The following is a 14,370-nucleotide window of genomic DNA, read 5'->3' as shown; positions in this document are numbered from 1 at the left end:
CGCGCGTGCCCCCCGGTCGGGACACGCGCGTTCAAGGCGGTGCGGCGGTGTGGTCTGCTACGGCACCACCGTCGAGCCGATCGTGGGCATGAACTGGCACTGCTTTTCCTTGGTGGTGACCTGCCCGAAGATCGTCGACATGATGCTGCCCGAACCGGTGTCGGCGATCGCGCTCAGCGTCGTCGGCCCCTCCGGGTTGATATCCGGACGCGGCTTGAGTGCGACGGTCCCCGACTTGCCGGTGGTCAGGTTCACCCAGGTGACGTTCAGCGGCAGCTTCTGCACCTCGGCCGGTCCGGGGGTGCCGACCGCGGTGAACACGTAGGCGGTCTGGCCGGGCCCGGGGCCGGGGAGCGGAATCTTGGCCGGCCCCGCGACCGACAGCGCGGTCGCGATGGCGCTCGTGCCGTCCGCCAGGCAGTTGGTGCCGATGGACGGGTACATGAAGTCCTGCGTGGGCGGCGTGTCAGCGCCGAACCCCGGAGCCGCCGCCGCGGGAGCGGCGTCCGGTGCGGGCGCGGGCGCCGGTGCCGGCGCCGGGGCGGCTTCCGGTGCGGCCGGGGCCGGTGGCGCCGGGATGGGTGCCGCGACGGGCACGTTGGCCGGTTGGGCGGGCGCGGGTGCGGCGGGTGCCGCCGCCGGCGCGGGACCGGCCGCATGGGCCGGGTCGATGCCGGCCGGCAGGTGCGCCTCGGGTGCGGGAGCGGCCGCGGGTGCCGGCGCGGGCGCCGGAGCCGCGGCGGGTGCCGGTGCGGCGGGTGCCGCCTCGGGGACTGGGCCGGCCGCGTGCGCCGGGTCGATGCCGGCCGGCAGGTGAGCCTGCAGACCGGGCTCTACCCCCGCCGCGGGCACGTGTTGCACCGGCGCGCTCGGTTCGGCGACGAATTGATTGACCGCCGCCGCAACGTTTTTCGACTCGTTGGGCGTGCTCGGGTTGTGGGCGAAGGCTTGTGCCGCGGCCATCAGCAGCTGTGTCGCCTGCTGAGGGTCGGTGGCCGCTTGTTGGATGAGGGGGCTCAGCTGCGACAGGGCAGGCAGACCCGGCAGCCCTTGGGCCGCATTCGGTTGCGGTATCGGCTGCGGCGCCGCCGGGTCGGCTGTCGCGCTCGGGCAGAGCCCGAACGCGACAGCCGATGCCGTGACGACAGCGGCCAAACCTTTGGACAGATTCCAAGTGGTTGCCACGGTGTCCTCCGGTTGTCAGTAGTGGTTTAGCCGGTTACGGAACTGATCAGGGCAGGGCGGCCAGCAGCGGCGCCGCCGGTCCGGCGGGGCTGGCCGCCGGTGCCGCCGGTGCCGCGGGTGCGGCCGGGGCCTGTCCCGAGGCGAGCGCCGGCAGGTCCTGCGGGAGCGTCACTTTCGGAGGCACGCTGACCGGCAGGCCGGCCGGCATCGCCGGCATGTTGACCTGCGCCTGCGGAAGCTGCGGAGCCGGCGGAGTGGCCGGTGCCGCGGGTGCCGACAGACCCGGGATCGTCGGGAGGCCCGGGATCGACGGGGCGGCCGGAGCGGCGGGACCCGCAGCCGCCGGCTGCGCACCCGTCAGGCCCTGGATCATTCCCGGAATGCCACCGGTCGCCGAAGACGGCGCGGCGGGCGTCGCCGACTGCGCCAGCCCCGGAAGGAAGGGGTTGGCCGCCGGTGAAGGCACCTGGGCGGCGGGGCTGGTCGGCGAGGTCAGTCCGGGAATCGACGGAAGACCCGCCGCCGGAGCCGCCGGCGCCGCCGGCGGGGTGGCCGCCGGGACACCCGGGAAGCTGATACCCGGGGTGGCCGGAGCCGCCGGCGGCGTGGCGCCGAGTGCGGTCGCGAGGTTCTGCAGGATTTGCGGTGCGTTGGCCGCAGAACTGATCAGCTGCTGCGGAATGTTCGGCACGGCCGGGGCCGGCACCGGATCGGCGTGGGCGATACCGCCCGTCAATAGCGCTGCGGACGAACCGACCACGACGGCGGCTGCACGCATGTAAGTCCAGATGGTTGGCATGACTCTCCCTGATTGATCGATTACAGGTTCGGCGCTGAAGTTACTTTGATGCAGATGGGACTCAAGTGACACGTGTGGCATTTATGAACTCGTTACGGATACGAGTGAGACCGGTGACCGAATGCGCGGAATGCGCGCTCCTAGGGGTGATGTGCGGCCCGACGGCGCCGCGCCGCCCGTCGTGCTCGCTAAAGTCGGGCGGATAGACACCACCTCGGCCGCTCCGGCGGCACCCCATCCGCAGCGGTTGGCAAGTCTGCTTGCCGCGGCCGCGCCAATGCTGCTCATCGCGAGCATCGCCGCGCGGCTGGCCTGGACGTACCTGGCCCCCAACGGCGCGAACTTCGTCGACCTGCACGTGTACCTCGGCGGATCCGCCGCCATCGACCACCCCGGCAGCCTGTACAGCTACGTCTACGCCGACCAGACGCCGGACTTCCCGCTGCCGTTCACCTACCCGCCGTTCGCGGCCGTCGTCTTCTACCCGCTACACCTGTTGCCGTTCGGCCTGGTCGCCTTCCTGTGGCAGATCGCCACCATGGCGGCGCTGTACGGCGCGATCCGGCTCAGCCAGCGCCTGATCGGCGTGGCCGCCGGCGCCACCGGCCGGCGTGTCGCGATGTTGTGGACGGCGGTCGCCATCTGGATCGAGCCGCTGCGCAGCACGTTCGACTACGGACAGGTCAACGTGCTGCTGATGACCGCGGTGCTGTGGGCGGTGTGCAGCACGCGGTGGTGGCTGTCGGGGTCGTTGGTCGGCGTGGCGGCCGGAATCAAGTTGACCCCCGCGATCTCCGGCGTCTATCTGGTCGGCGCGCGCCGGTGGGGTGCCGCGGTGTTCTCGGCGGTCGTTTTCGTTGCGACCATTGGGATTTCGGTCCTGGTCGTCGGCGATCAGACGCGCTACTACTTCACCGACCTGCTGGGCGACGCCCACCGGGTGGGTCCCATCGCGACGTCGTTCAATCAGTCCTGGCGCGGGGGCATTTCGCGGATCCTGGGCCACGACGTGGGATTCGGCCCGCTGCTGGTGGCCGCCCTTGCCGTCACCGCGGTGCTGGCCGTCCTGGCCTGGCGCGCCCTGGATCCCGCCGATCGGCTGGGCAGGCTCTTGGTGGTCGAGCTGTTCGGGCTGCTGCTCTCACCGATCTCCTGGACCCATCACTGGGTGTGGCTGGTGCCCCTGATGATCTGGGCGATCCACGGCCCGGTGCGCGAGCAACCGGGAGCGCGCATCGTGGGCTGGGGCTGGCTGGCCCTCACGGTGGTCGGCGTCCCCTGGTTGCTGAGTTTCGCCCAACCGACGATCTGGCAGATAAGCCGCCCGTGGTATCTGGCCTGGGCCGGGTTGATCTACATCGTCGGCGCGGTGGCGACGCTGATCTGGATCGCGACCACCCGCGCGCCGCGCCGCGGGGACCGCGCCGAGCGTCACGCCGGTGAGACGGCCGACGGCGCGCGTCCGGCCGGCGTGAGCGCCGACGCAGGCGAGGGCCGCATTGACTAGCTGTCGACGATGCCGTTGATGTCGCGGGCCATGTCGATGTCGTTTTGGGTGATGCCGCCCTCGGAGTGCGTGACAAGCGCGAAAGTGACTGTCCGCCAACGAATGTCGATGTCCGGGTGATGGTCCTTGCTCTCGGCGTGCTCGCCCACCCGGCGGACGGCGTCGATGCCGGCCAGGAAACTCGGAAATTTGATCGAGCGGCGCAGGGCGCCGTCGGCCCGCTCCCATCCATCCAGTTCGGGCAGCGCGGCGTCCACTTGCTCGTCCGTTAACACGGCCATAGGGGACTCGTCCTCTCGGATAGCGGGTTGATCGAGGGGCGGCTTGACCTCCCCGCGAAGGTGGTCGCCTACGAGGCTACGGCGGGAGTGCCCGGTGCTTGGTTCTTCTGGTCCAGCGCCACCACGACGCCCGCCGCCGGCAGGCTCTGTCGTTGCTGGTAGGCGGACTCCAGGCTGGCGGGAACCCCCTGGAGGTCGCGGGCTACGCCCATCAATTCTTCCAGAATCATGATCCGTTGCTGATTCGCCTCGTCCATCGCCCGATGCGCTCGCTCGTCGAATTCGTGAGCTTTCCGCTTTGCGTCGGCGAGCAGCTGCTCACGTTCCTGCTGGGCTTGCTGCCACGCCTCGTCGATCAACGACTGGGCTTCGGCCCGCATCCCGGCGAGGTCGGCGTCGAGCTTTTTCCTGGTCTCCTCGCATTCGGCTTCGAGCGCTTTTCGCTGCGCGGCCATGTGCTCCAACAACTCTCGATGTTCTTGGCGCGCGGCCTCGACCTCGCCCGCCGCATCCGCGAGCAGGGCATCCGCCTCGGCGCGGGCCTCGGCCTGCATCCGGGAGACCTCGTCGAGGGCGCGCCGCAGCAGCTTCGCCATCCGATGTTGCATCGCGTAGGGCGTCGGTGACGTGTCCGACAGGGCGGCGACCTCATCCTTGAGGCAGGCAACCTCGATCCGCAGCGCGGCCGCTTCGTTGCTGGATTCGTCTCGTTGGGACCGCAGGTTCAGGACTTCGTCGATCAGCAACTTCTCCTTGGCGAGCAGCGCCTCGATGTAGGGGTCGACCAGAGCCGGGTCATAGCCCCGAAAGATTCGAGTGAACGACTTGGTGGGTGCGGTGATCATTGCCAACTCCCCTCATTGGAAGTGCCTGTAGTGGTCGTGACCGACTAGGGTCGAGTATTCCACGGCTGCGCCCAAACCGTAAGAGAGCCGTTGTGTCCCAAGGGAATTCGACGGCGTTGTCGGCCCGAATGGCTGTCCCCGCGCCATTTTGCCGCCGAGGCCGCATGGCCGTTGCCGCGAGGGTGGCACGGCGTCCGCCATCGCATGCGGTCCCGAACCCGTCCGGATCCCAACGGCGGTCCCGAGCGGTGGGCGCGTCACAACGGGCGCCGTATACCGTGACTGGCCATGCCGACCCAGATCGTCGTCGCCGGTGCCCTCATCCGCGACGCCAAGGTCTTGGTGGCACAACGCGTCCGTCCGCCGGAGCTGGCCGGCCGTTGGGAGCTGCCCGGCGGCAAGGTCGGGCCCGGCGAAACGGAGCGCGACGCGCTGGCCCGCGAGTTGGCCGAGGAATTGGGTCTTGGGGTGCGCGACGTCGCGGTGGGCGGCCGGCTCGGCGACGACATCGTGGTCGACGGCGGGCTCACGCTGCGCGCCTACCGCGTGCGCCTGGTCCGGGGCGAACCCGACGCGCGCGACCATCGGGCGGTGCGCTGGATCACCGCCGCTGAGCTGCACGATCTGGACTGGGTGCCGGCCGATCGCGGCTGGCTGGCGGACCTGAACGCAGCTCTCTAGGAGCTACCTCATAACAGGTCCACAGAGTTCCGGCAGCTTATGTACAGCCGCGTGGCAGGTCCTCGCAGTGAACTGAATAGAACAATATGACTTGTAATAACGACGCCACACGAAGCTGCCCTGGATGTGCGTGCCGATAGCGAGCCGAATGCTTGTTCAGACCGTGCGGTCGCGGCCCCGGTGCTCCGACGGCCGGCATTGCGCTGCCCGAAAACCACTGCTCATGACGCCTTTTTCGAACGATCGCCCGCGCGCGGCGAACCGGATTTCACCCCCGACCCAGACCTATGCCGGTGCTGTATCGCCGCCCAGCCCGCGGGCCCGCCATGCCGAGCGCTGAGCCGATCCGAGCTGGTGCGGGCGGGCGGATCCGTGGGCTGACTGCCAAACACGACGCACCTGGGGTCGAACGCACGGCCCGGCGACGAGGCGCGACGCTACCGAATCGGAGGAGTACTTCTTGACTGTCACACCTCACATCGGCGGAGTGCTCGAGGAACTCCTGGAGCGCAGCGGAAGGTTCTTCACCCCCGGCGAGATCTCGGCCGACCTGCGCACGATCACCCGGGAGGGCGGTCGTGAAGCCGACGTGTTCTACCGCGACCGGTGGAGCCACGACAAGGTGGTTCGCTCGACGCACGGGGTGAACTGCACCGGATCGTGCTCGTGGAAGATCTACGTCAAGGACGGGATCATCACCTGGGAGACCCAGCAGACCGACTACCCGTCGGTGGGCCCGGACCGGCCCGAGTACGAGCCGCGCGGCTGTCCCCGTGGCGCGTCGTTCTCGTGGTACAGCTACTCGCCCACCCGGGTGCGCTACCCCTACGCCCGCGGCGTGCTGATCCAGATGTACCGCGAGGCCAAGGCGCGCCTGGGCGACCCGGTGCTGGCCTGGGCCGACATCCAGGCCGATCCCGAACGACGTCGTCGCTACCAGCGGGCCCGCGGGAAGGGCGGGCTGGTTCGGGTCACCTGGGCCGAGGCCACCGAGCTGATCGCCGCCGCCCACGTGCACACCATCAAGACCTATGGACCGGATCGGGTCGCCGGATTCTCTCCGATTCCGGCGATGTCGATGGTGTCCTACACCGCGGGCTCGCGGTTCTTCGAGCTGATCGGCGCGCCCATGACGTCGTTCTACGACTGGTACGCCGACCTGCCGGTCGCCTCGCCGCAGGTCTTCGGCGACCAGACCGACGTTCCCGAATCCGGGGACTGGTGGGACGCAGCGTATTTGATGATGTGGGGCTCCAACGTCCCGATCACCCGCACGCCCGATGCGCACTGGATGGCCGAGGCGCGCTACCGCGGCACCAAGGTGGTGACCGTGAGCCCGGATTACGCCGACAACACCAAGTTCGCCGACGAGTGGATGCCCTGTGCGGCCGGCACCGACGGTGCGCTGGCCATGGCGATGGGCCACGTCATCCTCTCGGAATGCTATGTGCAAAAGCAGGTTCCGTTCTTCACCGACTATTCCCGGCGCTACACCGACCTGCCGTTCCTGATCAAGCTCGAAGAGCGCGGCGACATGCTGGTGCCGGGAAAGAACCTCACGGCGGCCGATCTCGGGGAGGCAGTCGAGAACGCCGCGCTCAAGCCCGCGGTGCTCGACCAGATCACCGATTCGGTCGTCGTGCCGCACGGCTCGCTGGGATTCCGGTACGGCGAGTCGGGTGTCGGAAAATGGAACCTCGATCTGGGCGACCTGACGCCGGCGCTCAGCGTGCGAGACGCTAACGGGCGCAACGGCGATGACGACACCGCGCTCGTTCACCTGCCCAGCTTCGACACGGTCGACGGCGAGGGCACCACGGTGGCGCGCGGTGTCCCGGTGCGCCGGATCGGCAAGCACCTGGTGTGCACCGTCTTCGACCTGATGCTCGCCCAGTATGGGGTGGCACGCCCCGGCCTGCCCGGCGAATGGCCCACCGGCTACGACGACGCCACCCAGCAGAACACCCCGGCGTGGCAGGAGGCGATCACCGGCGTGTCGGCCGCCCAGGCCATCCGGGTGGCAAGGGAATTCGCGCACAGCGCCGAAGAATCCGGCGGCCGCTCCATGATCATCATGGGTGGCGGCATCTGTCACTGGTTCCACAGCGACGCGATCTACCGCGCGGTGCTGGCGCTGCTGATGCTGACCGGGTCGATGGGCCGCAACGGCGGCGGCTGGGCCCACTACGTCGGCCAGGAAAAGGTGCGCCCACTCACCGGATTCCAGACGATGGCGATGGCGACCGACTGGGTGCGGCCGCCGCGGCAGGTGCCCGGCGCCTCCTACTGGTACGCACACACCGACCAGTGGCGCTACGACGGATACGGCGCGGACAAGCTGGCCAGCCCGGTGGGGCGGGGCAGGTTCGCGGGCAAGCACACCATGGACTTGCTGGCGTCCGCGGTGGCGATGGGGTGGAGCCCGTATTACCCCCAGTTCGACCGGTCCAGCCTGGATGTCGCGGACGAGGCGCGCGCCACCGATCGCGACGTCGCCGACTATGTCGCCGAACAATTGGGCCAGCGCAAGCTCAAGCTCGCCGTGACCGATCCCGACAACCCGGTGAATTGGCCACGGGTGCTTACGGTTTGGCGGGCCAACCTGATCGGCTCGTCGGGCAAGGGCGGCGAATACTTCCTGCGCCATCTGCTGGGCACCGATTCCAACGCCTCGGCGCTGCCGCCGGAGGACGGCGTGCGGCCCACCGGCGTGACGTGTGAGGGCGACATTCCCGAGGGCAAGCTCGACCTGATGATGTCGATCGACTTCCGGATGACCTCGACGACGCTGGTGTCCGACATCGTGCTGCCGGCGGCCACCTGGTACGAGAAGGCCGACATCTCCAGCACGGACATGCACCCCTACGTGCATGCGTTCAGCGCCGCGACCGATCCGCCGTGGGAAACCCGTTCGGACTTCGACGCTTTCGGTGCGATCGCGCGCGCCTTCAGTGCGATGGCCAAGGACCATCTGGGCACCCGCACCGACGTGGTGCTCAGCGCGCTGCAGCACGACACCCCGGACGCGATGGCCTATCCCGATGGCACCGAATGCGATTGGCTGCACTCGGGTGCGACGCCGGTGCCGGGCCGGACGATGGGCAAGCTCACCGTGGTGGAGCGCGACTACGGCGCCATCTACGACAAGTGGCGGACCCTGGGTCCGCTGGTGGACAAGTTCGGCCTGACCACCAAGGGCGTCACGGTGCATCCGTTCCGTGAGGTCGAAGAGCTGGCCGCCAAGTTCGGTGTGCTCAATTCCGGTGTGGCAGCGGGTCGTCCGGCCGTCACCACCGCGTCGCGGATGGCCGACGTGCTGCTGCTGCTGTCCGGCACGACCAACGGGCGGCTGGCGGTCGAGGGCTTCCACGAACTGGAGAAGCGCACCGGTCAGCGGCTGGTGCATCTGGCCGAGGGCAGCGAGGACAAGCGCATCAGCTACGCCGATACCCAGGCCCGGCCCGTTCCGGTGGTCACCAGCCCGGAATGGTCGGGCAGCGAAACGGGTGGGCGTCGCTACGCGCCGTTCACCATCAACATCGAAAACCTCAAGCCGTTCCACACCCTGACCGGGCGGATGCACTTCTATCTGGCCCACGACTGGGTCGAGGAACTCGGCGAGCACCTGCCGGTGTTCCGCCCGCCGCTGGACATGGCGCGCCTGTTCGGCCAGCCAGAGCTGGGCCCGACGCCGGACGGCAACGGCGGCATCGGGCTCACGGTGCGCTACCTGACCCCGCACTCGAAGTGGTCGTTCCACTCCACCTATCAGGACAACCTCTACATGCTCTCGTTGTCCCGCGGTGGCCCGACGATGTGGATGAGCCCCGGCGATGCGGCGAAAATCAATGTGCGCGACAACGATTGGGTCGAGGCGGTGAACGTCAACGGCATCTACGTGTGCCGGGCAATCGTCTCGCACCGGATGCCCGACGGCGTGGTGTACGTCTACCACGTCCAGGAGCGCACGGTGGACACCCCGCGCTCCGAGACCAACAACAAGCGCGGCGGCAACCACAACGCGCTGACCCGGGTCCGCATCAAGCCCAGCCACCTGGCCGGCGGTTACGGACAGCACGCGTTCGCGTTCAACTACCTGGGTCCGACCGGCAACCAGCGCGACGAGGTCACGATCGTCCGTCGTCGTAGCCAAGAGGTGGTGTACTGACATGAAGGTCATGGCCCAGTTGGCGATGGTGATGAACCTCGACAAGTGCATCGGCTGTCACACCTGTTCGGTGACGTGCAAGCAGGCGTGGACCAACCGATCCGGCACCGAGTACGTGTGGTTCAACAACGTCGAAACCCGTCCCGGACAAGGCTATCCGCGCACCTACGAGGACCAGGAGCGCTGGCGCGGCGGCTGGATTCGCGACAAGAAGGGCCGGCTGCGGCTACGTGACGGCGGGCGGCTGCAAAAACTGCTGCGCATCTTCGCCAATCCGAAGCTGCCGGTCATCGGCGACTACTACGAGCCCTGGACCTACGACTACGAGAACCTGACCACCGCCCCGGCGGGTGACACCTTCCCGACGGCGGCGCCCCGAAGCCTGATCAGCGGTGAGCCGATGAAGGTTTCGTGGGGACCGAACTGGGACGACAACCTGGCCGGGTCGCCGGAGATCCTGGCCGGGGACCCGATCCTGAAAAAGGTCAGCGAAGAGGTCAAGCTCTCGCTCGAAGAAACCTTCATGTTCTACCTGCCCCGGATCTGCGAGCACTGCCTCAACCCGTCCTGCGTGGCGTCGTGCCCCTCGGGTGCGATGTACAAGCGCAGCGAGGACGGCATCGTGCTGGTCGACCAGGACCGATGTCGCGGCTGGCGGATGTGTGTGTCCGGATGTCCTTACAAGAAGGTCTATTTCAACCACAAGACGGGCAAGGCCGAGAAGTGCACGCTGTGTTACCCGCGGATGGAGGTCGGGCTGCCGACCATCTGCTCGGAGACCTGTGTGGGGCGGCTGCGCTACCTGGGCGTGGTCCTCTATGACGTCGACCGGGTGCTGGAAGCCGCGTCGGTGGAAAAGGACACCGATCTCTATCCGGCGCAGTGCGAGATCCTGCTCGACCCGCATGACCCGGACGTCATCGCCGGTGCGCGCGCCGAGGGGATCCCGGACGAGTGGATCGAGGCCGCCCAGCGTTCCCCGGTGTACGCGCTGATCCACACCTACAAGGTGGCGCTGCCGCTGCACCCGGAATACCGGACCATGCCGATGGTTTGGTACATCCCGCCGCTCTCGCCGGTGGTCGACGCGGTCAGCCGCGACGGCCACGACGGGGAAGACCTCGGCAACCTGTTCGGTGCGCTGGACGCGCTGCGCATCCCGATGCAGTACCTGGCCGAACTGTTCACCGCCGGCGACACCGCCGTGGTCGAAGGCGTGTTGCGCCGGCTGGCGGCGATGCGCTCCTATATGCGCGACATCAACCTCGGGCGCGAGACCCAACCGCACATCCCGCATTCGGTCGGCCTGACCGAAGAAGAGATCTACGAGATGTACCGGCTGCTGGCCATCGCGAAATACGAAGAGCGCTATGTGATTCCGACCGCGTTCGCGCCGCAGGCCCGCGATCTCGAGGAGATGGCGGGCTGCTCGTTGACCGGCGACGGCGGGCCGGGCATGTACGAGTCCGATCCGGTGCCGGTGTCCGTGGAGACCTTCCACACCCTCAAGCAGCGCGGCTCTCCTGAACAAGACCCCGGCAACGGACGGCGGTCGACGCGGGTGAACCTGCTCAACTGGGACGGCGGCCAGGTGCCCGCCGGCATGTTCCCCGAAGGGCGGCAGCGATGAAGCTGCTTTCGGCGCTGCGCGAGCGTTCCACCACTCGGGCGATGCAGGATCGCCTGGTGTGGCAGGCGGCCTCCCTGCTGCTGGCCTACCCCGACGACGGGTTGGCCGGGCGCCTGGACACCGTCGAGGAGCTGCTGAGCCATGTCAGCGGTCCGCCGGCGGCGCTGTTGGGGCGGACGGTCGCGGCGCTGCGCGCGGTCGAGTCGATGACCGCGGCGATGGACTACGTCGCGACGTTCGACATGCGCCGGCGCGCCACCATGTACCTGACCTACTGGACCGCGGGGGATACCCGCAACCGCGGCCGGGAGATGCTGGCGTTCGCCACCGCCTACCGCGAGGCGGGGGTACAGCCGCCGGGCGGTGAGGCGCCCGATCATCTGGCCGTGGTGCTCGAATTCGCCGCCACCGTCGATCCCGACGCCGGGCGGCGACTGCTGAGCCGGCACCGCGTGCCGATCGACGTGCTGCGCGGCGCCCTGGCCGACGCCGAGTCGCCCTACGAACCGACGGTGGCGGCGGTCTGCGCGACCCTGCCCGACGCGACCGATCAGGAAGTGCGCCGCGCCGAGCGCCTGGCCCAAGCCGGGCCGCCGGCGGAAGCCGTTGGCCTGCAACCGTTTACCTTGACCGTGCCACCCCGCAAAGGATCGCCAAGTGTTTAGCAACGTCCTGTTCTGGGACATCGCGCCCTACGTCACGCTGTCGGTGCTGATCGTGGGCACCTGGTGGCGCTACCGGTATGACAAATTCGGCTGGACCTCGCGGTCGTCGCAGATCTACGAGTCGCGACTGCTCAGCATCGCCAGCCCCATCTTTCATTTCGGCATCCTGGCGGTGTTCGCCGGACACGTGATGGGCCTGTTCATTCCGCCGAAGGTCACCCAGATGATGAAGATGAGCGACCACTTCTATCACCTGCAGGCGGTCATCGCCGGGTCGATGGCCGGCGTCGCGACGCTCGTCGGCATCGGGTTGCTGATCTACCGGCGGTTCACCCGCCCGGCGGTCTCCATGGCCACCAGCCGCAGCGACAAGGTGATGTACACGGTGCTGGTGCTGGCGATCGTGGTGGGCCTGTACTGCGACCTGATCGGCACCGGCCCGCACGGCGGGGAATTCCACTACCGCTACACGGTCGGGTTGTGGTTCCGCCGGATCTGGATCCTGCAACCGCACGGCGAGGTGATGGTCAACGCGCCGCTGGACTACCAGTTGCACGCCCTGATCGGCATGGTGTTGTTCACGCTGTGGCCGTTCACCCGGCTGGTGCACGTGTTCAGCGCCCCGGTCGTCTACCTGTTCCGGCCCTACATCGTCTACCGCAGCCGCGAGGCGGCGGGTAAGGGTCAACTCGTCGGCACGGCGCCGCGCCGGCGGGGCTGGTAAGGGTTCGCCCCGCGCGTCGATTGTGCGGCCAGGGCGACGACACGCCGACCCGGCCCGCCGCCACCGCACACCCAAGCCGTCGGTCACCGAACGGCGCCCGGCTACCAGCCGGTTCGCTGGCCAGTTCGCTTTGAAAGGCCCCCCGCTGCCACAATCACCGACGTGCTATTTCGCAACGTCGCCATCGTCGCCCACGTCGACCACGGAAAGACCACCCTGGTCGACGCGATGCTGCGGCAGTCGGGCGCGCTGCACCACCGCGGGGACGACGCCGTCGAGCGCCTGATGGACTCCGGGGACCTGGAGAAGGAAAAAGGCATCACGATCCTGGCCAAGAACACGGCCGTGCATCGCAAGAATGCGGACGGAACGACGACCGTCATCAACGTCATCGACACGCCCGGCCACGCCGACTTCGGCGGCGAGGTGGAGCGCGGCCTGTCGATGGTCGACGGGGTGTTGCTGCTGGTCGACGCCTCGGAGGGGCCGCTGCCACAGACCCGGTTCGTGCTGCGCAAGGCCCTGGCCGCCCACCTTCCGGTGATCCTGGTCGTCAACAAGACGGACCGGCCGGACGCCCGGATCTCCGAGGTCGTCTCGGAGAGCCACGACCTGCTGCTCGACGTGGCCTCCGACCTCGACGAGGAAGCGCAGAAGGCGGCCGAGCACGCCCTGGACCTGCCGACGCTGTACGCCTCCGGCCGGGCGGGCATCGCCAGCACCACCGAGCCGGCCAACGGCGAAAACCCCGAGGGCGACAACCTCGATCCGCTGTTCGACGTCCTGCTCGAGCACATCCCGCCGCCGCAGGGCGATCCCGAGGCGCCGCTGCAGGCGCTGGTCACCAACCTCGACGCCTCGGCCTTCCTCGGCCGGCTCGCGCTGATCCGCATCTACAAGGGCCGGATCCGCAAGGGCCAGCAGGTCGCCTGGATGCGCGAGGTGGACGGCCATCCCGTCATCACGAACGCCAAGATCACCGAACTGCTGGTGACCGAGGGCGTGGAACGTACCCCCACCGACGAGGCCATCGCGGGGGACATCGTCGCGGTCGCGGGCATTCCGGAGATCATGATCGGTGACACGCTGGCCGATCCGGACCACGCGCACGCGCTGCCGCGCATCACCGTCGACGAGCCCGCCATCTCGGTGACCATCGGCACCAACACCTCGCCGCTGGCCGGCAAGGTGAAGGGGCACAAGCTGACCGCGCGCATGGTGAAGTCGCGCCTGGACGCCGAGCTCGTCGGCAACGTCTCGATCAAGGTCGTCGACATCGACCGGCCCGACGCCTGGGAGGTGCAGGGCCGCGGCGAGCTCGCGCTGGCGGTGCTCGTCGAGCAGATGCGCCGCGAGGGCTTCGAGCTCACCGTCGGCAAGCCCCAGGTCGTCACCCAGACGATCGACGGCAAGCTGCACGAGCCCTTCGAGGCGATGACCATCGACTGCCCTGAGGAATTCGTCGGCGCCATCACCCAGCTGATGGCCGCCCGCAAGGGGCGCATGGAAGAGATGACCAACCACGCGGCGGGCTGGGTCCGGATGGACTTCATCGTCCCCAGCCGCGGCCTGATCGGGTTCCGCACCGACTTCCTCACGCTGACCCGCGGCACCGGAATCGCCAATGCGGTGTTCGACGGCTACCGGCCGTGGGCGGGGGAGATCCGCGCCCGCCACACCGGCTCGCTGGTCTCCGACCGCGCGGGCACCATCACCCCGTTCGCCATGATCCAGCTCGCCGACCGCGGCCAGTTCTTCGTCGAGCCGGGCCAGGACACCTACGAGGGCATGGTCGTCGGGATCAACCCGCGCGCAGAGGATCTCGACATCAACGTCACCCGCGAGAAGAAGCTGACCAACATGCGGTCGTCGACCGCCGATGTCA

General features: G+C 68.6%; 11 protein-coding genes. 7 read left to right on the top strand and 4 right to left on the bottom strand.

The window, feature by feature from the left end; all coding sequences use genetic code 11:
* Window positions 1–57: 57 nt before the first annotated feature.
* Window positions 58–1,185 carry a hypothetical protein gene (locus tag A5622_RS11675; RefSeq protein ID WP_066878628.1) on the bottom strand — a complete coding sequence of 376 codons (1,128 nt, stop codon included), beginning with the start codon at window positions 1,183–1,185 and terminating at the stop codon, window positions 58–60.
* Window positions 1,186–1,231: 46 nt separating this feature from the next.
* The gene (locus A5622_RS11670; RefSeq protein ID WP_066878626.1) at window positions 1,232–1,984 is read right to left on the bottom strand and encodes a hypothetical protein; all 753 of its coding nucleotides are present in this window, start codon (window positions 1,982–1,984) and stop codon (window positions 1,232–1,234) included.
* 130 nt (window positions 1,985–2,114) lie between these two features.
* Between A5622_RS11670 and A5622_RS11665 the strand changes: the two genes are divergently transcribed.
* On the top strand, window positions 2,115–3,491 hold the full coding sequence (locus tag A5622_RS11665) for a mannosyltransferase (RefSeq protein WP_066878665.1): 1,377 nt from the start codon (window positions 2,115–2,117) through the stop codon (window positions 3,489–3,491).
* Here A5622_RS11665 and A5622_RS11660 read toward each other — a convergent pair.
* Both A5622_RS11660 and A5622_RS11655 read right to left on the bottom strand, forming a co-directional pair.
* On the bottom strand, window positions 3,488–3,772 hold the full coding sequence (locus tag A5622_RS11660) for a 4a-hydroxytetrahydrobiopterin dehydratase (protein WP_066868689.1): 285 nt from the start codon (window positions 3,770–3,772) through the stop codon (window positions 3,488–3,490). The genes A5622_RS11665 and A5622_RS11660 overlap by 4 nt on opposite strands.
* Window positions 3,773–3,840: 68 nt before the next feature.
* Window positions 3,841–4,617, bottom strand: a complete 777-nt coding sequence (locus tag A5622_RS11655; protein ID WP_066878624.1) for a DivIVA domain-containing protein — start codon at window positions 4,615–4,617, stop codon at window positions 3,841–3,843.
* 288 nt (window positions 4,618–4,905) lie between these two features.
* Here A5622_RS11655 and A5622_RS11650 point away from each other — a divergent pair, with 288 nt between their 5' ends.
* The 6 genes from A5622_RS11650 to typA all read left to right on the top strand — a co-directional run.
* Window positions 4,906–5,298 (top strand): (deoxy)nucleoside triphosphate pyrophosphohydrolase, encoded by a 393-nt coding sequence (locus A5622_RS11650; protein WP_066878622.1) that lies wholly within the window; start codon window positions 4,906–4,908, stop codon window positions 5,296–5,298.
* A gap of 460 nt (window positions 5,299–5,758) precedes the next feature.
* Complete coding sequence (locus A5622_RS11645; RefSeq protein ID WP_066878620.1) at window positions 5,759–9,466, top strand: nitrate reductase subunit alpha; 3,708 nt, start codon at window positions 5,759–5,761, stop codon at window positions 9,464–9,466.
* A 1-nt stretch (window position 9,467) separates the two neighbouring features.
* The gene (gene narH / locus A5622_RS11640; protein WP_066878618.1) at window positions 9,468–11,096 is read left to right on the top strand and encodes a nitrate reductase subunit beta; all 1,629 of its coding nucleotides are present in this window, start codon (window positions 9,468–9,470) and stop codon (window positions 11,094–11,096) included.
* On the top strand, window positions 11,093–11,761 hold the full coding sequence (gene narJ, locus A5622_RS11635) for a nitrate reductase molybdenum cofactor assembly chaperone (protein WP_066878616.1): 669 nt from the start codon (window positions 11,093–11,095) through the stop codon (window positions 11,759–11,761). Before narH ends, narJ begins: the two co-directional genes overlap by 4 nt.
* The gene (gene narI / locus A5622_RS11630) at window positions 11,754–12,485 is read left to right on the top strand and encodes a respiratory nitrate reductase subunit gamma (protein ID WP_066868677.1); all 732 of its coding nucleotides are present in this window, start codon (window positions 11,754–11,756) and stop codon (window positions 12,483–12,485) included. The genes narJ and narI overlap by 8 nt, the downstream gene beginning before the upstream one ends.
* 162 nt (window positions 12,486–12,647) lie before the next feature.
* Window positions 12,648–14,370, top strand: a 1,723-nt coding sequence (gene typA / locus A5622_RS11625; protein ID WP_066878614.1) for a translational GTPase TypA, incomplete at its 3' end; no start/stop codon positions are given.

Source organism: Mycobacterium sp. 1245801.1 (assembly GCF_001673055.1).
GTDB classification, from domain to species: Bacteria; Actinomycetota; Actinomycetes; order Mycobacteriales; family Mycobacteriaceae; genus Mycobacterium; species Mycobacterium europaeum_A.
The sequence above is the reverse complement of the archived record's forward strand: the minus strand, read 5'-3'. Positions and strand labels throughout refer to the sequence as shown.